Genomic DNA, 17,713 nt, shown 5'->3' with positions numbered 1-17,713 from the left:
TTTCCTCCATGGTCTGCACGCACCCTTCCCTTTCTGCCCGCCCGCGCCGCGCTGCCCTTGCTGCAGTGCCGCAGGTGCGTGCCTGTGTGCTGCGTGCCCTGCACACCCGCCGCCATGGCGTGCCGACCGCCTTCGTCAGCCTCAGTGGCGTTACGGCCATGCTTTCCGCCGCCGTGCGGAAGGCATAAGGCACACACAGTCCCTTTCCTCCGCACGGCCTCCACGACTTGCACATGCAAAGGCGCATGCGCGCAGCCACGGCCCCACCACGCCCGCAGGCCGCGCCACGCGCCCATTTCCCCCACGGAATGGACGAGGTTGAACGATGGACATGGAACTGACCCAAACTTTCTTGCGCGGCAAGAACCCCTGCGCCATGGGGTACCGCTGGTTTGTGCGCAACAACCTGGGCGGTGGCGACTACCAGGCGGCCATGGACACCCAGGTGGCCGCAGGCCGCGTGGACGACGCACGCTGGCTGCTGGAGAACTTCGGTCCCACCAACACCGTGCTGGAGCTGGAGCACCTGGAGGCCGATAACCTGGTCTACGCCGGCACGCTGATCGTCCACGGCGATGTGCGCGTCAGCGGCCAACTGCTGGTGGGGCGCAGCCTGCAGGTGGGCGGCGGCATACGCGCCGGCACGCTGGAAGCGGGAGAAGACATCCACAGCGGCGGCGCCATCTTCTGCGGCGAACTGCTGCAGGCCGGCAACACCATCAAGGCCGCCTGGAGCGTGGAAGTGCAAGGTGCCCTGCGCGCCGCAGAACTGCGCGCCGGCTGGGAACTGCGCTGCGGCGGCGATGTGACGCTGCAAGGACAGGCCCACATCGGCCAGGAAGTGGACGTGCAGGGTGCCCTGCACTGCGGCAAGGGCCTGCGCGCGGGCGGCCGCATCGCCGTGCAGGGCCTGCTGGACGCAGGCCATGGCATTGCCACCCAGGACAGCCTGGACTGCGGCAACCACATCCAGGCGGGTTGGGGCATCAAGGCGCTGGGCGATATCCGCGCCGCCTGCAGCATCCGCACAGGCGAGACCCTGCAGGCCGACGGGGAGATCGCCGCCGGTCCCGGCTACGGCGTATTTGCCGGCATGAATGTGCAGATGGAGGCCTGGCCGGACTGCGCCTGGGTGCGGGCACTGAAAAAGCCTCTGGGCCTGGTCAGCGGCCACTGGGATGGCGCCGCACTGGCCGCCTGAGCGGCTGCCGCATTGGCAACAGGGCCAAGCCCGCCGTGCGCCAGGGCCGCGGGCACAATAAGCGTTTTGCACCATGGCTGCCGCGCGCAAGCGCAGCGGCCGCGTCCCAAGGAAACCCACCCGTGTTCACCGGCATCATTCAGGCCGTGGCAACCATTGCCGCGCTGCGCGACCAGGACGGTCTGCGCACCTTCACCATGGAATTCCCCGAAGGCTTCTGCCAGGACCTGGCGGTGGGCGCCAGTGTCTCGCACGACGGCGTCTGCCTGACCGTGACGGAAAACCTCTCGCCCACCAGCGCCACCTTCGACGTGATGCAGCAAAGCCTGGCCATCACCACGCTGGGCAGCTACAAGGCCGGCGCCCATGTGAATGTGGAGCGTGCCGCCAAGGACGGCGCCGAAATCGGCGGCCACCCGCTGTCCGGCCATGTGGACTTCACCGCGCCACTGCTGGACATCGTGCGCACCGACACCAACCACAAGATCCGCTTCGGCATTCCCGAAGCCTTTCGCCCCTATGTGTTTGCCAAAGGCTATATCGCCGTCAACGGCGCCAGCCTGACGGTGGCCGAGGTGAACCGCAAGGAAGGCTGGTTCGAGGTCTGGCTGATTCCCGAAACGCTGCGCATGACCGTGTTCGGCAGCAAGCAGGTGGGCGATCTGGTCAACATCGAGATCGAACGCAGCACCCAGGTGGTGGTGGACACGGTGCGCGAAACCGTGGAAGCCAGCCTGGGCCGCCTGAAGCCTGTGCTGGAAGCGCTGCTGAAAGAAAAGGGGCTGAGCCTGGACGACTTCATCGACGTGCCCAAGCTGCCGTCCTGACCCCGGACTGCCCTTCCCTCCAGCGCTTCCCCGGAAGCGCTTTTTTCATGCCGCAGCCTCGCCCCGGCTGCCTGCGGTCTTACAGCGGTGCCTTGAACCGCTTGAGCCGCAGCGCATTGGAGAGCACAAACACGCTGGACAACGCCATGGCCCCGGCCGCAAACACGGGCGACAGCAGCTTGCCGTTGAACGGGTACAGCAGGCCCGCCGCCACGGGGATCAGCGCCACGTTGTAGGCAAAGGCCCAGAACAGGTTTTCACCGATGTTCTTCATCGTGGCCTTGGACAGCGCAATCGCATTCGGCACACCCGACAGGTCGCCCGACATCAGCACCACATCGGCGGCCTCGATCGCAATGTCGGTGCCCGTGCCAATGGCAATGCCCACATCGGCCTCGGCCAGCGCGGGGGCGTCGTTGATGCCGTCCCCCACATAGGCCAGCGTGCCGTGCTCGGCCTTCAGACGCTGCACGGTCTCCACCTTGCCGCCAGGCAGCACCTCGGCCACCACTTCGTCAATGCCCAGCTGCCGGGCAATCGCTTCGGCGGTGTGGCGGTTGTCGCCGGTGATCATCGCCACCTTCAGGCCCAGCGCATGCAGCGCCTCGATGGCCGGCCGGGTCGTGGGCTTGATGGGGTCGGCCACGGCAATCATGGCCGCCAGCTTTCCATCCACCGCCGCATACAGCGGCGTCTTGCCTTCGCCGCCCAGGCGCTGCGCCTCGGCCGCAAAACCGTCCACACCCAGGCCCAGTTCGCGCATGAAGCGGTCCGCACCGATCTCCACCCGGTGGCCTTCGACCAGCGCGCGCACGCCAAAGCCGGTGACGGATTCAAACCCGCTGATCGCCGGGATCTGCAGACCTTCGGCACGGGCCGCATCCACGATGGCGCGGGCAATCGGGTGCTCGCTGCGGTCTTCCACAGCCGCCACCTGCGCCAGCACCTGGCTGCGCTGCATCCCGTCGGCCAGCACCAGATCGGTCAGCTCCGGGCGGCCTTTGGTCAACGTGCCGGTCTTGTCCACCGCCACCACCTTGGCATCCTTGAGCTGCTGCAGCGCCTCGCCCTTGCGCAGCAGCACCCCCATTTGCGCGGCGCGGCCGGTGCCGACCATGATGGACGTCGGCGTGGCCAGGCCCATGGCGCAGGGGCAGGCAATGATGAGCACGGCCACGGCATTCACCAGCGCAAAGCTCAGCGCAGGTGCAGGGCCCCAGACCAACCAGACGGCAAAGGTCAGCAGCGCCGCCGCCATCACCGCGGGCACAAACCACATGGTGATCTTGTCCACCAGTGCCTGGATCGGCAGCTTGCTGCCCTGGGCCTGCTCCACCATGCGGATGATCTGCGCCAGCAGCGTGTCGGCCCCCACCTTGGTGGCCTGGAACACCAGGGCACCGTTCTGGTTCACCGTACCGCCCACGACTTCGGCACCCACGGTCTTTTCGACCGGAACGGGTTCGCCGCTGATCATGGATTCATCGACAAAGCTCTGGCCCTCGACCACCTCCCCGTCCACCGGGATGCGCTCGCCCGGCCGCACTTCGATCACATCGCCGGCATGCACCTGGGCGATATCCAGTTCCAGCACCACCCCATCGCGGCGCACACGGGCGGTCTTGGCCTGCAGTTGCACCAGGCGGCGGATGGCTTCGGAGGTATTGCCCTTGGCACGCGCCTCCATGAAGCGCCCCAGCAGGATCAGCGCCACGATGACCGCCGCCGCCTCGTAGTACACATTCACCGTGCCGGTCGGCAACCATTGCGGCACAAAGGTGGCCACCACCGAATAGGCAAAGGCGGCCGACGTGCCCACGGCGACCAGTGAATTCATGTCCGGCGCCCCGCGCAGCAAGGCGGGGATGCCTTTTTCAAAGAAGCGGCGGCCCGGGCCACACAGCACCACGGCCGTCAGTGCAAACTGCAGGTACCAGCTGTTCTGCGTGCCGATGGTGTGGGACACCCAATGGTGGAAAGCCGGCACCATGTGGCCGCCCATTTCCAGCAGGAACACGGGCAGTGCAAACACTGCGGCAAGAACCAGCGCGCGCTGCAGCGAGGCCCGCTCCTGCGCCTGCCGCTCGGCCGCCGCGTCGTCCACCGCCTTGCCGGATCCGGCCTGCGGCACCACGCTGGCCTCGTAGCCGGCCTTGGCCACGGCGGCAATCAGCGCCCCCACATCGGTGCCGTCGTTGACCTGCACGGCCGCGCGCTCCGTGGCCAGATTGACACTGGCGCCCTGCACGCCGGGCACTTTCTTCAGCGCCCGCTCCACCCGCCCCACGCAGGACGCGCAGGTCATGCCGCCGACCTGCAGATCCACGGTCTGCTGGGGCACGGCATAGCCGGCCTTCTCGATGGCCGCCACCGCCAACGGCAGGATGGTGGCAGCCTGCGCCGGATCATCCAGCTGCAGGCTGGCTTTTTCCGTAGCCAGATTGACCACCGCCTCCTGCACACCGGGCACCTTCTTGAGCGCACGCTCCACCCGGCCCACGCAGGACGCGCAGGTCATTCCCTCTACGGTGAAATCGAAATGGGCAGGCAGTCTGTTTGCAGCGTTCATCACACTCTCCAAGGTTGTGGAGTATGACTGTAGAGATTGACATCATGTCAATGTCAAGCACGGTGCCCAGCCTGATCTGCCGCCCCTTCCATTCAGCGGATGTGCGCGATCACCGCCCCCAGCGTCTGGGCCGTGCCGGCGGCCGCCGCCAGCGTGATGCGCCCGCTGCAGTGCGCCGACACCTGCATTTCCATCTTCATGGCTTCCATCACGGCAATCACATCGCCTTCCTGGACCGCATCGCCATCCGCCACCTTCCAGGCATGCAGATTGCCGGCAATCGGGGACTGCACGGCCGCTGCATCCACCGCCTCCGGGGCGGAAGACACAGCCACGGCACCGCCGCCGCCAGCAGCCAGGCCTTGCAGCAGCACCGCGGGCAAGCCCAGCTGCACGCGGCGGCCGTCCATCTCGATGGCCGTGCGCACCAGGCTGGCGTCGGGCAGCGGCTCGGCACGCACGGCAGCGGCCAGCGGCTCGGCAAAGCCCGATTCGATCCAGCGCGTATGCACCTTGAAACCGTCCTGTCCCACAAAATCCGGGTGCCCGATCACCGCCTGGTGGAAGGGCAGCACCGATGCCACGCCTTCGATCTGGAACTCGCGCAGCGCACGGCGGGCACGGGCCAGGGCCTGCTCCCGCGTGGCGCCCGTCACGATGAGCTTGGCCATCATGGAGTCAAAGCTGCCGGGAATGACCGAACCCGATTCCACCCCGGAGTCCAGGCGCACACCGGGGCCGGATGGCGGAACGAACTTCAGCACCGGGCCGGGCGTGGGCAGAAAGCCGCGCCCCACATCCTCGGCATTGATGCGGAACTCGATGGAGTGCGCGCGTGGCACCGGGGTCTCGGTGACGGACAGCGGCAGGCCGTCGGCCACGCGCAGCTGCTCGATCACCAGGTCCACGCCCGTGGTTTCCTCGGTCACCGTGTGCTCCACCTGCAGGCGGGTGTTGACCTCCAGGAAAGAGATGGCGCCCCCGGCCTGGCCGTTGTCGCTGAGCAGAAACTCCACGGTACCGGCGCCGACATAGCCCGCCTCGGCACAGATCGCCTTGGCGGCGTTGTGGATGCGTGCCCGCTGCTCCTCGGTGATGAAGGGCGCAGGCGCCTCTTCCACCAGCTTCTGGTTGCGGCGCTGCAGCGAACAGTCCCGCGTGCCCATCACCACCACGTGGCCGTGGGTGTCCGCCATCACCTGCGCCTCGATATGGCGGGGCTTGTCCAGGAACTGTTCAACAAAGCACTCGCCGCGGCCAAAGGCGGTCACGGCCTCGCGCACGGCCGATGCATAGAGCTCGGCCACCTCGTCCATGCGCCACGCGATCTTCATGCCGCGGCCACCGCCTCCGAACGCCGCCTTGATGATGATGGGCAGGCCATGCTGCTGTGCAAAGACCAGCACCTCATCGGCGTTCTGCACCGGGCCGGGCGTGCCCGCCACCAGCGGCGCGCCCACCTTCAGCGCAATCTTGCGGGCTTCCACCTTGTCGCCCAACTGGGCAATGGTCTCGGGCCGGGGGCCGATCCAGATCAGGCCGGCATCCAGCACCGCGCGCGCAAAGGCTTCGCTTTCCGACAGAAAGCCATAGCCGGGATGCACCGCATCGGCGCCGGATTTCTGGGCAATCGCCAGCAGCTTGCCGATGTGCAGATAGCTGTCGGCAGGCTGGTCGCCATCCAGGCCATAGGCTTCGTCGGCCGTGCGGGCATGCAAGGCATCGATGTCGGCATTGGCATACACCGCCACGGACTTCACACCATAGTCGGCGCAGGCGCGGGCAATGCGCACGGCAATCTCGCCGCGGTTCGCAATCAGGACTTTTTTCATACAGCTTCCTCAGTCCGCCACGGCAGGGTTCAACACTGCAAATGCACGAACGGGCTTAAAACGAATCCATGCACCCACCGGGATCTGCCCCGCCAGATCCAGGTGGTGGGGGGCCACACAGCCGATCACCGGGTAGCCCCCGGTCAGGGGGTGGTCCGCCAGAAACAGCACCGGCTGGCCGCTGGCAGGCACCTGGATGGCGCCCAGGGCCGTGCCTTCGCTGGGCAGCTCGCTGGTGATGGCACGCGCCAAGGCCACGTCGCCGGCCAGGCGCAGGCCCACCCGGTTGGACTGGGGCGTGACCTGCCAGCGCTGACTGGCCAGCAGGGCCACGGCCTCGGGCGTGAACCAGTCGGTGCGCGGGCCCAGCTCCACATCCAGCACCACCTCCTGGCCGGGGGCCGGCAGCAGGTCTGGTGCCAGGGCCGCATCGCCCACCACGGCATGCAAGGCCGCTTCCACAGGCAGCAGCTGACCGCTGTGCAGGGCGGGCGGGCCCACCAGGGCCAAGGTATCGGTGGATGCGCTGCCCAGCACCGGGGTCACCCGGTAGCCGCCGCGCACCGCCACATAGCAGCGGGCACCGGTCGTGGGCTGCCCCAGGCCCAGGCTGTCGCCATCGGCCAGCGCAATGGCCGCGTACCGCGGCGCATTCCAGCGGCGGCCGGCTGCGGTGGTGATAGTGAGGGGCGCGTCGGCGCCGGTCACGGCCACCACGTTCTCGCCCACGCTCTGCAGCACCAGGCCGCCGCCCACGGTCTCCAGCACCGGCAGGTGGCTGGCATTGCCAACCAGGCGGTTGGCGCTCTTGAAAGCCGCCTGGTCCATGGCGCCGGAAGCCGAAACCCCCTGGCCCGCCTGTCCATGGCGGCCACGGTCCTGGAACACGGTCAGCAACCCGGTGGCGCGCACCCGCAGCGCCTGGCCGGTGTCCCCCATGGCTGCGGGGGGCACCGCCGCCGCAGCCTGGACGGGTGCTGCATCCGCCAGGCGCGGGTCTGCCCCGGCGCTGGCGGTGGATGCATCGACAAACCGCACGCGGTAGCCCGGCTGCAGCAGCGCGGGGAGGTCACGCGCCAGATCCCACATGGCGGCATCCGTCACGCCGATGATCTGCCAGCCGCCCGGGCTGGCCTGGGGGTAGACCGCGCTGAACGTACCGGCCAGCGCCACCGCGCCCGCCGGCACCTTGGTGCGCGGGGTGGTACGGCGCGCCACGTTGAAAATGGGGTCGCCCCCTGACAGATAGGCAAAGCCCGGTGCAAAGCCGGTGAACGCCACCGACCATTCGCTGCCGGTGTGGCGCTGCACCACCTCGTGCGCGCTGATGCCCAGCATCTGCGCCACATCGGCCAGGTCTTCGCCGTCATAGCGCACGGGAATTTCCACCAGCACATCCGAGCGCTGCACGCTGCCCTGCAGATTGCGGCCCGCAATTGCCTGCACCAGCTGCGCCGCCGTTACCCGGTGCGGAGCAAAGTACACCAGGATGGTGCGCGCAGCAGGCACCAGCTCCTGCACGCCGTCAATCGGCTCGGCCTGCAGGGACTGGAGCAGTACCAGGGTCTGCTGCAGATCGTCCAGCTCCACCATGAGGGCCTGGCGGTGGACCGGCAGAAAACGCATGCAGCTCATGCCACGAACGAGGCGATCTGCACGCCTTCTGCTTCAAAGCGCTGGCGCAGCGCACGGGCAATGGACACCGCCCCGGGGCTGTCGCCATGCACGCAAATCGAATCGGCCTCCACCCGCACCATGGAGCCATCCACGGCCTCGATCACGCCTTCGCGCACCAGGGTCAGCATGCGCTGGGCGATCAGGGTTTCATCGTGCAGCACAGCACCGGCTTCGCGGCGCGACACCAGGGCCCCCTGGGGGGTGTAGGCACGATCGGCAAAGGCTTCGGCCACCACGGTCAGGCCGGCGTCGCGCGCCCAGCCGATCAGCGGTGCTCCCGCCAGCGCCATCAGCACCAGCGAGGGATCGATCGCCTTGATGGCGTTGATCACGTCGGTGGCCTGGCGCCGGTCCTGGGCAATGGTGTTGTAGAGCGCGCCATGCGGCTTCACATACCGCACCGTGGTGCCCGCCGCCTGGGCCAGGCCCTGCAGCGCGCCGATCTGGTAGATCACGTCGGCCACCAGATCGCTGCTGGCCACATCCATGTTGCGGCGGCCGAAACCGGCCAGATCGAGGTAGGCCACATGGGCGCCCACGACCACATTGCGCGCCTTGGCCGCCTTCAAGGTGGCCAGAATGCCAGCGGCATCGCCCGCATGGAAGCCGCATGCCACATTGGCGCTGCTGACGATATCGAGCATGGCGGTATCGTCGCCCATGCTCCAGGCACCAAAGCTCTCACCCAGATCGCTGTTCAAATCCATCTTGTATGCTCCTTGCGCCACATGCCAGCGCTTTGTTCAACAATATCTAGCAAATTCCTTACCAATCTGCCATGCCAAGCCCACGTGACCCCTCCAGCAACGAATCCACGAGCCTGAGCGATGCCGTGGCCGAGCGCATCCGCCAACAGCTGATCCACGGCGAGTTGCGCGCCGGGCAGCGCCTGTCGGAAGCCGCGCTGAGCCAGCAACTGGACATCTCGCGCAACACCTTGCGGGAGGTCTTCCGCACGCTGATCAAGGAAGGCCTGCTGCGGCATGAACCCAACCGCGGGGTCTCCGTGGCCACCCCCTCCATTGCCGACATCATTGACATCTACCGGGTGCGCCGGCTGATCGAATGCCAGTCGCTGGAGAAGGCATGGCCGCTGCACCCTGCGCACAAACGCATGCGCCAGGCCGTGGACGACGCCCTGGCCGCCCGCCAGGTGAAGGACTGGCGCACCGTGGGCTCGGCCAATATGGCTTTCCATGCGGGCATCGTGGCGCTCAGCGACAGTGCACGCCTGTCCTCCATGTTTGCCCACCTGGCCGCCGAACTGCGGCTGGCCTTCGGCATGCTGGACGATCCCGAATACCTTCATGCCCCCTACGTCGACCATAACGCGCGCCTGCTGCAGATGTTGATGGATGGGCAGACCAAGGAGGCTGCCCAGGAATTGGAGACCTATCTGGTGCAATCCGAACGCATGGTGCTGGCCGTCTATGCCCGCCAGCTGCCGTGATTCCAATCCCCAGGAAGGTGCACCGCCACAGGGATATGCACCAATTTAGTTGAACAATCTGAATTCAGACTCTCAACAATAAGAAGCTACAACACCTACGCAACTGCATCATCGTTGAAATCCCCTATGGATGATTGTTGAAACCAATGCTACTTTTGGCACGTAACTTGCCTTACGTGACCACCTGCATCTTTCAGCCCTTCCTCAAGGAGTCAACATGAAGCGTCGCATCTTTTGCGCTACCGCCACCTTGGTCGCCAGCATCGGTTTTGCCGGTGCGGCCGCTGCCCAAACCAAGTGGGATTTCGCCACCGCTTACGGCCCCGGCAACTTCCACTCCAAGAACAACGAGCTGTTTGTGAAAGAGGTGGACGCTGCCACCGGCGGCAAGCTCAAGATCACGCCGCACTTCGGCGCATCGTTGTTCAAGATGCCCGAGATCAAGCGCGCCGTGCAAACCGGCAATGCGCAAATGGGCGAGTTCTTTCTGGTGAGCTTCCAGAACGAATCGCAGATCTTCGGCGCAGACGGCCTGCCCTTCCTGGTGAGCAGCTACGACGAAGCCTTCAAGCTCTACCAGGCGCAAAAGCCTGCGCTGCAGAAGCTGCTGGACAAGCAAGGCCAGGTGCTGCTGTATTCGGTGGCCTGGCCGCCCCAGGGCATCTACACCAAGAAGCCCGTCAACTCGGTGGCCGACCTCAAGGGCATGAAGTGGCGCGTGTACTCGCCCACCACCGCCCGCATCGGCGAGCTGATCGGCGCACAGCCTGTGACCGTGCAGGAAGCCGAGCTGTCGCAAGCCCTGGCCACTGGTGTGGTGGACGGCCTGATCACCTCCAGCGCCACCGGTGCCGACAACAAGCTGTTTGAAAACCTGAAGTACTACTACAACGTGCAGGCCTGGATCCCCAAGAATGCCGTGACCGTGAGCAAGAAGGCTTTTGCCGCGCTGGACAAAGCCACGCAGGACGCCGTGCTGAAGGCCGCAGCCGACGCGGAAGCCCGCGGCTGGAAGGAATCCAAGGAAGTGGATGCCAAGTCCATCGCCGCGCTCAAGGCCGGTGGCATGAGCATCGAAACCGGCTCCGCCCAGCTGAAGGCCGATCTGGCCAAGGTCGGCGAGACCGTGGTCAAGGAGTGGACCGAAAAGGCCGGTGCGGACGGCCAGGCCATTCTGGACGCCTACAAGAAGGCCAAGTAATCGGTTGCAGCCCTGAAACAAGGCCCTTGCATTGCACCAGGCAGCGCAAGGGCCTTGTCCGATGGGACCGGTTCAACCCCTGCTGCGGAACACAAGCATGCGCAAATTTTTAGATGGTCTGTACGGATCTACGGCCTGGCTGGCGGGCCTGGGAATGATCGGAATTCTGGTGATGGTGCTGCTCACGGTGTTGAGCCGCGTCATCGGCTTCAACGCCCCGGGCACCGATGCCTATGCGGGCTATGCCATGGCCGGCTGCGGCTTCATGGCCCTGGCCAGCACGCTCAAGAAGGGCGAGCACATCCGCGTCACCCTGCTGCTGGGCGCCCTCAAAGGCAAGGCGCTCAAGACCATGGAAGTGACTGCCCTGGTGATCGCCACCACGCTGGCCGGCTTTCTGGCGTTCTATTCCACACGCCTGGTGTACCAGTCGTGGGAGATTGACGATATCTCGGTGGGCATCGATGCCACGCCGATGTGGATTCCCCAGATCTTCATGGCCCTGGGCACCATTGTTTTCTTCATCGCTTTTTGCGACGAACTGGTGCTGGAGCTGATGGGCAAGCGCAAGGCCGTTGCGAACGAGGACGCGCACCATGAATGAAATTACCGCAAGCATTGCACTGATCGTGGTGCTGCTGGCCCTGCTCACGGGCGGCGTCTGGGTCGGCCTGACCCTCGCTGGCGTGGCCTGGTTCGGCATGGAGTTCTTCACCGCGCGCGCCGCCGGTGATGCCATGGCCATGACCATCTGGGGGTCGGCCAGCAGCTGGACGCTGACCGCCCTGCCGCTGTTTGTGTGGATGGGCGAAATCCTCTACCGCACCAATCTGTCGGAGAGCATGTTCCGCGGCCTGGCCCCCTGGGTCAACGCCCTGCCCGGCCGCCTGCTGCACACCAATGTGATTGGCTGCACCATCTTTGCGGCCGTGTCGGGCTCCTCCGCCGCGACCTGCGCCACCGTGGGCAAGATGAATGTGCCCGAGCTGCTCAAGCGCGGCTACCCGCAGGACCAGGTGATCGGCTCGCTGGGCGGCCCGGCCACCCTGGGCCTGTTGATTCCGCCATCGATCATCCTGATCGTCTACGGCGTGTCGGCCGAGATGTCGATCTCCAAGCTGTTCATGGCCGGCGTACTGCCGGGCATCATGCTGGCGGTCATGTTCAGCGGCTGGATCATGATCTGGGCGCTGCTGAACCCCGGCAAGGTGCCCAAGGCCGACGGGACCATGAGTCTCAAGGAGAAGATCTACGAATCGCGCCACCTGATTCCGGTCGTGCTGCTGATTGCGGCAGTGATCGCCAGCATCTATTCGGGCATTGCCACGGCAACCGAGGCCGCCGCCATTGGCGTGGTCGGCTCGCTGGTGCTGTCGGCCGTGCAAGGCGCGCTGACCTGGAAGAACTTCAAGGACGCCCTGTTCGGTGCCACGCGCCTGTACTGCATGATCGCGCTGATCCTGGCCGGGGCTGCCTTCATGACCTTGTCCATGGGCTACATCGGCCTGCCGCGCCAGCTGGCGGAATTCGTGGGCAGCCTCCACCTGTCGCCCGCCATGCTGATCATCGTGCTGGGCATCTTCTACATCGTGATCGGCTGCTTCCTGGACGGCATCTCCACCATCGTGCTGACCATGAGCGTGGTGCTGCCCATCATCCAGGCTGCTGGCATCGACCCCCTGTGGTTCGGCATCTTCCTGGTGATCACCGTGGAGACGGCGCAGATCACGCCGCCCGTGGGCTTCAACCTGTTTGTGCTGCAAGGCATGACGGGCAAGCAGATCACCTATATCGCCCGCGTCTGCGCACCCTACTTCTTCCTGATGGTGCTGGCCCTGGTGATCCTGTGGTTCTTCCCGCAGATCGTGACTGCACTGCCCAACAACATGTAGACCCCGTCTACGCCCCGCACCCAGAGCGCTTCCTGTGAAGCGCTCTTTTTTTTTCTTGGCGGTGCAACGGTGCGGTGCCGGCTCCAGCCTCCACAGCGGCTTTCCCCATGCCGCTTCTGCAGCATGCCGCGCCACCGCTGTGCCCTGCACTCCCAGCAGGAATGCACCGGCAAAGCACGCCGCAATCTGCGGTGAAGCACTGCGGCCTGCCCCCTGGCCCCTTCCACCAGACCTTTCCGAAAGCAGCGTGGAGATACGCAAGGATGGTTCGCGTTCCGCGACAGCAGATTTTTTTCTGACTCGCATTTTCCAGCAGCCACTTCCAAATAGGTGGAAATACCATGGACCATGTGATTGACCTGAACGGATTCTGAATATTTATCTGGTTGGTAAAAACCAAATATCACCTGAACGAATTGTGAATATATATTTTTCCAGTTACACAAGAAACTACTATTCACATCTCAAAAAATTCTCAGTTCTGCCTATAGATTGCCACTTATATTTATCTTTTTTAAATAATAAATACCCATTAAATCCCTAGATGATCGGCCGCCGGCAGACTGGATTTGCTTGCAAAAGTGGAGCGCCAAAGCGCACAGGAATTTGCCCTACACGGCGCGCAAACCCTGGGCATCCGGCGCAAACCAGGTAGGGCCAGGTAGCCGCCCCTCCGACCCACCTGGCGACCAGCGCAGGCACACCCGGACATACAAGGTCTTTTCCACTTTATTGAATCGACCAACCGTAAACAAAATACAAATACGTCGCAATTACATATGGGGTCAGATGCGATTTAGCCTACAGCGACGGTTATGTAACTGCGTCGATGGGTATCGGAGATTTCTTACGCACTATTCGATTGTGAAAAATATCCACCAGGCCTAATATTTCTCAAAACAAGATAAATATTCCGATAGAGATTATCTATCTTGCAATGTCACTTTTGGATCGCATCCGATCAACACCGGCCACGGTGACGGACACGGTTCAGCAAGCACAGAGAGTGGAGGCTGGTCATGGACTTTTCAGAACTTCGCGCCGGAGCCGACCTGGTGGGCGCACTGCTCACCGAGCCACGCTCGCTGCTGCTGCTGCTGCTTTTGCTGGCCGCCGCCATCTGCGATCTGCGCACCCGCCGCATTCCCAATGCCCTCACCTTCGGTGGTGCAGCCACCGCCCTGCTCTACAGCCTGACCACCTCCTCCCACCACGGCGGCGGATTTCTCTGGGCACTGGGCGGTCTGGGCCTGGGGCTGGTGCTCATGCTGCCGCTGTACCTGCTGCGCGCCATGGGCGCGGGGGACGTCAAGCTGATGGCCATGGCGGGCGCATTCCTGGGTCCTGACGGCACTTGGCATGCCGTGATCTTCGTCTTCATCGCTGGCGGTATTGCTGCCCTGGCCTACGCACTGTGGCACAGGGCCGCCAGGAAGCTGCTGCACAACACACGGCAGACCACACAGCTGCTGTTCATCTCCGTCGCCGCGGGGATCCGTCCCGATGCACGCGCCAGTTCAGCGCCATCCGTGGGCACGCTGCCCTACGGGGTGAGCATTGCGCTGGGCACCGCATCGTTTCTCATCGCCCGGCAATTCACCTGGGTTTAACCATCACTACGGTATAGCGGGAGGTCCCCATGAAAAACCTCAAGGCCCTGGGTCTGTTCGTCCTCGCTGCACTTGCCAGCCTGGCCGCTGCGGTCTACGCCGCCAACTGGGTTGCCCAGCGCGGCAGCATCGATGCCGACAAGGTGGTGGTCGCTGTCAGCGACATCCCTCTGGGCAGCAAGATTCTTCCCACCATGCTCAGCACGGTGGACTGGCCCCGGGGGTCCATCCCGAACGGCGCCTTCCATGACATCCAGCAGTTGCAGGACCGTGTCGTCAAGGTCGGCGTGCTGCGCGGGGAGGCGGTGCTGGAAGGCAAGCTGGCCCCCGTGGGAACCCGGGGCGGCCTGGCCGCCGTCATTGCCCCGGGCAAGCGGGCCATGACCGTGCGGGTGAACGATGTGGTGGGCGTGGCGGGCTTCGCCCTGCCAGGCAACCACGTGGATGTGGTGGTCAACGCTCAAACCGAGCAAGGCGGCAAATCGGACGATGCGCGCCAGATCAGCAAGACCGTGCTGGAGAACGTGCTGGTACTGGCCGTGGCCCAGGAAGCCGATCGCGACGAAACCAAGCCCAAGGTGGTCAGCGCCGTCACGCTCGAACTCAGCCCGGAAGAGGCCGAGAAACTGGATCTGGCACGCAGCGTAGGCAACCTGTCCCTGGTGCTGCGCAACCAGATTGACAAGGATCCCGTCAGCACTGCGGGCATCACCAAGCACCAGCTGTTCGGCACGGCCGAACCCACACCGCCCAGCGCCCCCGTCAAGGTGGCTGTGGCCAAGCCCGTCGCGCCCCGCGCCCGGCCCGCACCACTGCCATCGGCAGCCACCTGTGTCGAAGTCATCCAGGGCGGCACCAGCACCCTCAACTGCTTCTGACATCCACGCTACCCACATATCCAAGAGAGAGAGAGAGGCCGGCCGTGAAATACCACCATCTCTGTGCAGCAGTGAACCTGCTGCTGGTCAGCGCATCATCCGCGCTGGCCGCCGATGCCCAGCCCGCTGGCGCATCCCCTGCCATGGCCATGGCGGCACCTGCCGCAGCGTCTGCGGCACCGCGTGCCGCCTCGCCCACCCGGCAATGTACCGCCATCCGCATGGAGGAGCCCGCCACCGTCACGCTGGGCAAATCCGTCGTCATCCCCCTGAGCTCGCCCATGGCGCGCATCCTGGTGAGCGGCCAGACACCCGCAGCCGGCCAGGCAGCCCCCGCCACCGCCATGGCCGGCCAGGCACAGGCACAGAACGGCATTGCCGACATCGAAGTGCAGCTGCTCAGCCCCCGCGACCTGTTCTTCCGGGGCCGCAAGTCGGGTGCCATGAACGTCATCCTGCAGAACGCCCAGGGCACCTGCTTCATCAAGGATGTGGTCGTCACCATCGATCCGGGCCCACTGCAGGCCAAGCTCGCTGAACTGATGCCCGAGGAACGCGGCATCCGTATCCAGGGCGCCGACAACGCCCTGGTGCTCAGCGGCGAGATCAGCAATCCGCTGCGCCTGGACGACATCGTCACCCTGGCCGGGGCCTACAGCGACAGCAAGAAGATCGTCAACCTGCTGCGCACCACCTCGCCCCACCAGGTGATGCTGGAAGTCAAGATCGCCGAAGTGAGCAAGACCCTGCTCGACAAGCTGGGCTCCAGCTTCAGCGGCCAGCGCATCACCAGCGGTGGCATGAACACCTACTCCGTCGTGTCGAATTTCCTGAGCGGCGGCGGCGGCCTGCTGAGCGCCCTGCGCGTCGGCAAAGGCGCGCTGAACATCGATGGGCAGAAGGACGATGGCCTGGTCCGCATCCTGGCCGAACCCAACATCATGGCCATCAGTGGCCAGCAGGCCAGCTTCCTGTCCGGCGGGAAGATCTTCATTCCCGTGGCGCAGACCAACACCAACGGTGTGCCAGTGATGACGCTGGAAGAAAAAGAGTTCGGCATCGGCGTCAAGTTCACCCCCACGGTGCTGGGCAATGCACGCGTCAACCTGAAGCTGGTGTCCGAAGTGTCCGACCTGTCCCAGACCGGCTCACCGTTCACCTCCATCAACGGGGTCACCTCCGTCATCCCCTCGCTGTCGGTGCGCCGGGCCGATACCACGGTGCAGCTCAATGACGGCCAGAGCCTGGTCATTGCAGGGCTGATCAAGAACAACATCACCGAAGCCATCAAGCGCTTTCCGGGACTGGGCGAGATTCCCGTGCTGGGGGCACTGGCCCGCAGCACCGAGTTCCAGACGGACCAGACCGAGCTGATGTTCATCATCACCCCGCGCCTGGTACAGGCACTGGCCCAAGCGCCCTCCGTACCCACCGACAACCATGTGCCGCCTTCGCGTGCCGAGGTGTACCTGAACGGTGCGCTGGAAAGCTCCACGCCGCCGCCATCGCCCAAGCAAGCCCCGGCGGATGCACCGGCCACCATGGCAACACCGGTTCCTGCAACCGCCACACCGGAAGTGCAGACGCTGCCTTCGGCTGAGCCCCCGGCCAGCCGCCCGGCTCCCCAAAACCCGCCCACCTGAACCGGAGGCCGCCATGTCCATTCGCACCACCTTGCTTCCCCTGGCCACCGCCGCACTGCTGGCTGGCTGCGGCAGCACCACCCCCCACTACGACGCCCGCTTCGGAGACGCCGTCCGCTCTGCCCGCATGCAGATGACCATCAACCCTGATGCGGGCAAGACGCCGGGCATCGGCGCCGATGCCGCCAGCGGCATGGATGGCCGTGCCACCCGGCACACCCTAGAGCGGTACGAGCAAAGCTACAAGAACCCGCCCCAGGCCGTCAACGTCATCAATATTGGCGGCTCATTGAGCTCCAGCAACTCCGGTGCGGGAGGGGGCGGCGGCGGCACCCCCTGACGCCCCGATTCCCAGTAGCACCTGACCCATCACTGTCCATCACAACCACTTGAGTTCGAAAGGAGTCCAGACCGCACACCGGCCTTGCACGCCAGCTACCGGCCTAGAGCCAATGTTTCATATGTGTCTCCCACCTTTCAACACACTGAGGTTCACCATGTCCCATATCGCTCATCAATTTGGCAATTCCCTGCTGTCCTTTGTCCGCGACGACGAAGGCGCACAGGTCGTCGAGTACGCACTGATCATCGCCGTGGTCTCCATTGCGCTGGTGATTGCACTCAAGGCGCTCACTGAAGACGGTGGCGGCTTCAGCGAATTCATCACCCGGGTCTCCAACTGCCTGACCACGTCGACCTGCGAATGATTTGACGCAGCAAGCGTTCGCCCTGACACCCCTCACAGGAGGAAACCATGTACTTATCACCTCAATGGCGCGGCGCTGTGCACCACTTCCTCCAGGATGAGGAAGGCGCACAGGTCGTGGAATACGCGCTGATCATTGCAGTGGTTTCCATTGCACTGGTGCTGGCACTGCAGGGCCTGGCCGGCGGCCAGTTCGCGGACTTCATCACCCGAGTCTCGGACTGCCT

16 protein-coding genes are annotated in these 17,713 nt (G+C 64.9%); 12 read left to right on the top strand and 4 right to left on the bottom strand.

Annotated elements, in window-relative coordinates; all coding sequences use genetic code 11:
* Nucleotides 1-325 precede the first annotated feature (325 nt).
* Nucleotides 326-1,201, top strand: coding sequence for a hypothetical protein (locus tag QM470_RS13215; RefSeq protein WP_349307068.1), 876 nt, complete (start codon nt 326-328; stop codon nt 1,199-1,201).
* A 122-nt stretch (nt 1,202-1,323) separates the two neighbouring features.
* Nucleotides 1,324-2,028 carry a riboflavin synthase gene (locus QM470_RS13210; RefSeq protein ID WP_066540159.1) on the top strand — a complete coding sequence of 235 codons (705 nt, stop codon included), beginning with the start codon at nt 1,324-1,326 and terminating at the stop codon, nt 2,026-2,028.
* Between the two features lie 79 nt (nt 2,029-2,107).
* Here the strand turns inward: QM470_RS13210 and QM470_RS13205 are convergent, their stop codons facing one another.
* The 4 genes from QM470_RS13205 to QM470_RS13190 all read right to left on the bottom strand — a co-directional run bounded on the left by QM470_RS13205 (nt 2,108) and on the right by QM470_RS13190 (nt 8,813).
* Complete coding sequence (locus QM470_RS13205; protein WP_283339589.1) at nt 2,108-4,597, bottom strand: heavy metal translocating P-type ATPase; 2,490 nt, start codon at nt 4,595-4,597, stop codon at nt 2,108-2,110.
* Between the two features lie 92 nt (nt 4,598-4,689).
* The gene (locus tag QM470_RS13200) at nt 4,690-6,429 is read right to left on the bottom strand and encodes an acetyl/propionyl/methylcrotonyl-CoA carboxylase subunit alpha (protein ID WP_283339588.1); all 1,740 of its coding nucleotides are present in this window, start codon (nt 6,427-6,429) and stop codon (nt 4,690-4,692) included.
* Between the two features lie 9 nt (nt 6,430-6,438).
* A complete protein-coding gene (locus QM470_RS13195) occupies nt 6,439-8,055 on the bottom strand; it encodes a 5-oxoprolinase subunit B/C family protein (protein ID WP_283339587.1) in 1,617 nt (538 codons plus the stop codon).
* A gap of 5 nt (nt 8,056-8,060) precedes the next feature.
* A complete protein-coding gene (locus QM470_RS13190; protein ID WP_283339586.1) occupies nt 8,061-8,813 on the bottom strand; it encodes a LamB/YcsF family protein in 753 nt (250 codons plus the stop codon).
* A gap of 71 nt (nt 8,814-8,884) precedes the next feature.
* Between QM470_RS13190 and QM470_RS13185 the strand changes: the two genes are divergently transcribed.
* The 10 genes from QM470_RS13185 to QM470_RS13140 all read left to right on the top strand — a co-directional run.
* Complete coding sequence (locus tag QM470_RS13185; RefSeq protein WP_066540152.1) at nt 8,885-9,556, top strand: GntR family transcriptional regulator; 672 nt, start codon at nt 8,885-8,887, stop codon at nt 9,554-9,556.
* A 217-nt stretch (nt 9,557-9,773) separates the two neighbouring features.
* Nucleotides 9,774-10,757 carry a TRAP transporter substrate-binding protein gene (locus QM470_RS13180; RefSeq protein ID WP_066540150.1) on the top strand — a complete coding sequence of 328 codons (984 nt, stop codon included), beginning with the start codon at nt 9,774-9,776 and terminating at the stop codon, nt 10,755-10,757.
* Between the two features lie 97 nt (nt 10,758-10,854).
* Entirely contained in the window at nt 10,855-11,361 is a 507-nt protein-coding gene (locus tag QM470_RS13175; RefSeq protein WP_283339585.1) for a TRAP transporter small permease, read from the top strand.
* Nucleotides 11,354-12,649, top strand: coding sequence for a TRAP transporter large permease (locus QM470_RS13170; protein ID WP_283339584.1), 1,296 nt, complete (start codon nt 11,354-11,356; stop codon nt 12,647-12,649). The genes QM470_RS13175 and QM470_RS13170 overlap by 8 nt, the downstream gene beginning before the upstream one ends.
* A gap of 1,019 nt (nt 12,650-13,668) precedes the next feature.
* Entirely contained in the window at nt 13,669-14,259 is a 591-nt protein-coding gene (locus tag QM470_RS13165) for an A24 family peptidase (protein ID WP_218333061.1), read from the top strand.
* Between the two features lie 29 nt (nt 14,260-14,288).
* Nucleotides 14,289-15,137 (top strand): Flp pilus assembly protein CpaB, encoded by an 849-nt coding sequence (gene cpaB / locus QM470_RS13160; protein WP_283339583.1) that lies wholly within the window; start codon nt 14,289-14,291, stop codon nt 15,135-15,137.
* Nucleotides 15,138-15,280: 143 nt separating this feature from the next.
* The gene (locus tag QM470_RS13155; RefSeq protein ID WP_255578297.1) at nt 15,281-16,780 is read left to right on the top strand and encodes a type II and III secretion system protein family protein; all 1,500 of its coding nucleotides are present in this window, start codon (nt 15,281-15,283) and stop codon (nt 16,778-16,780) included.
* 13 nt (nt 16,781-16,793) lie between these two features.
* Entirely contained in the window at nt 16,794-17,120 is a 327-nt protein-coding gene (locus QM470_RS13150; protein WP_218333063.1) for a hypothetical protein, read from the top strand.
* A gap of 157 nt (nt 17,121-17,277) precedes the next feature.
* Nucleotides 17,278-17,487 (top strand): Flp family type IVb pilin, encoded by a 210-nt coding sequence (locus QM470_RS13145; protein WP_218333064.1) that lies wholly within the window; start codon nt 17,278-17,280, stop codon nt 17,485-17,487.
* 47 nt (nt 17,488-17,534) lie between these two features.
* Nucleotides 17,535-17,713, top strand: a 179-nt coding sequence (locus QM470_RS13140; protein WP_283339769.1) for a Flp family type IVb pilin, incomplete at its 3' end; no start/stop codon positions are given.

The organism is Comamonas sp. 17RB, from assembly GCF_030056555.1.
Taxonomy (GTDB): Bacteria; Pseudomonadota; Gammaproteobacteria; order Burkholderiales; family Burkholderiaceae_C; genus Comamonas; species Comamonas terrigena.
The sequence above is the reverse complement of the archived record's forward strand: the minus strand, read 5'-3'. Positions and strand labels throughout refer to the sequence as shown.

What these genes read in the sequence shown, in the direction of transcription:
- QM470_RS13215 (WP_349307068.1), top strand. Translation starts at nt 326, where the DNA reads ATGGACATGGAACTGACCCAAACTTTCTTGCGCGGCAAGAACCCCTGC.
- QM470_RS13205 (WP_283339589.1), bottom strand. Translation starts at nt 4,597, where the DNA reads ATGAACGCTGCAAACAGACTGCCTGCCCATTTCGATTTCACCGTAGAG.
- QM470_RS13200 (WP_283339588.1), bottom strand. Translation starts at nt 6,429, where the DNA reads ATGAAAAAAGTCCTGATTGCGAACCGCGGCGAGATTGCCGTGCGCATT.
- QM470_RS13195 (WP_283339587.1), bottom strand. Translation starts at nt 8,055, where the DNA reads ATGCGTTTTCTGCCGGTCCACCGCCAGGCCCTCATGGTGGAGCTGGAC.
- QM470_RS13190 (WP_283339586.1), bottom strand. Translation starts at nt 8,813, where the DNA reads ATGGATTTGAACAGCGATCTGGGTGAGAGCTTTGGTGCCTGGAGCATG.
- QM470_RS13185 (WP_066540152.1), top strand. Translation starts at nt 8,885, where the DNA reads ATGCCAAGCCCACGTGACCCCTCCAGCAACGAATCCACGAGCCTGAGC.
- QM470_RS13180 (WP_066540150.1), top strand. Translation starts at nt 9,774, where the DNA reads ATGAAGCGTCGCATCTTTTGCGCTACCGCCACCTTGGTCGCCAGCATC.
- QM470_RS13175 (WP_283339585.1), top strand. Translation starts at nt 10,855, where the DNA reads ATGCGCAAATTTTTAGATGGTCTGTACGGATCTACGGCCTGGCTGGCG.
- QM470_RS13170 (WP_283339584.1), top strand. Translation starts at nt 11,354, where the DNA reads ATGAATGAAATTACCGCAAGCATTGCACTGATCGTGGTGCTGCTGGCC.
- QM470_RS13165 (WP_218333061.1), top strand. Translation starts at nt 13,669, where the DNA reads ATGGACTTTTCAGAACTTCGCGCCGGAGCCGACCTGGTGGGCGCACTG.
- cpaB (WP_283339583.1), top strand. Translation starts at nt 14,289, where the DNA reads ATGAAAAACCTCAAGGCCCTGGGTCTGTTCGTCCTCGCTGCACTTGCC.
- QM470_RS13155 (WP_255578297.1), top strand. Translation starts at nt 15,281, where the DNA reads ATGGCCATGGCGGCACCTGCCGCAGCGTCTGCGGCACCGCGTGCCGCC.
- QM470_RS13150 (WP_218333063.1), top strand. Translation starts at nt 16,794, where the DNA reads ATGTCCATTCGCACCACCTTGCTTCCCCTGGCCACCGCCGCACTGCTG.
- QM470_RS13145 (WP_218333064.1), top strand. Translation starts at nt 17,278, where the DNA reads ATGTCCCATATCGCTCATCAATTTGGCAATTCCCTGCTGTCCTTTGTC.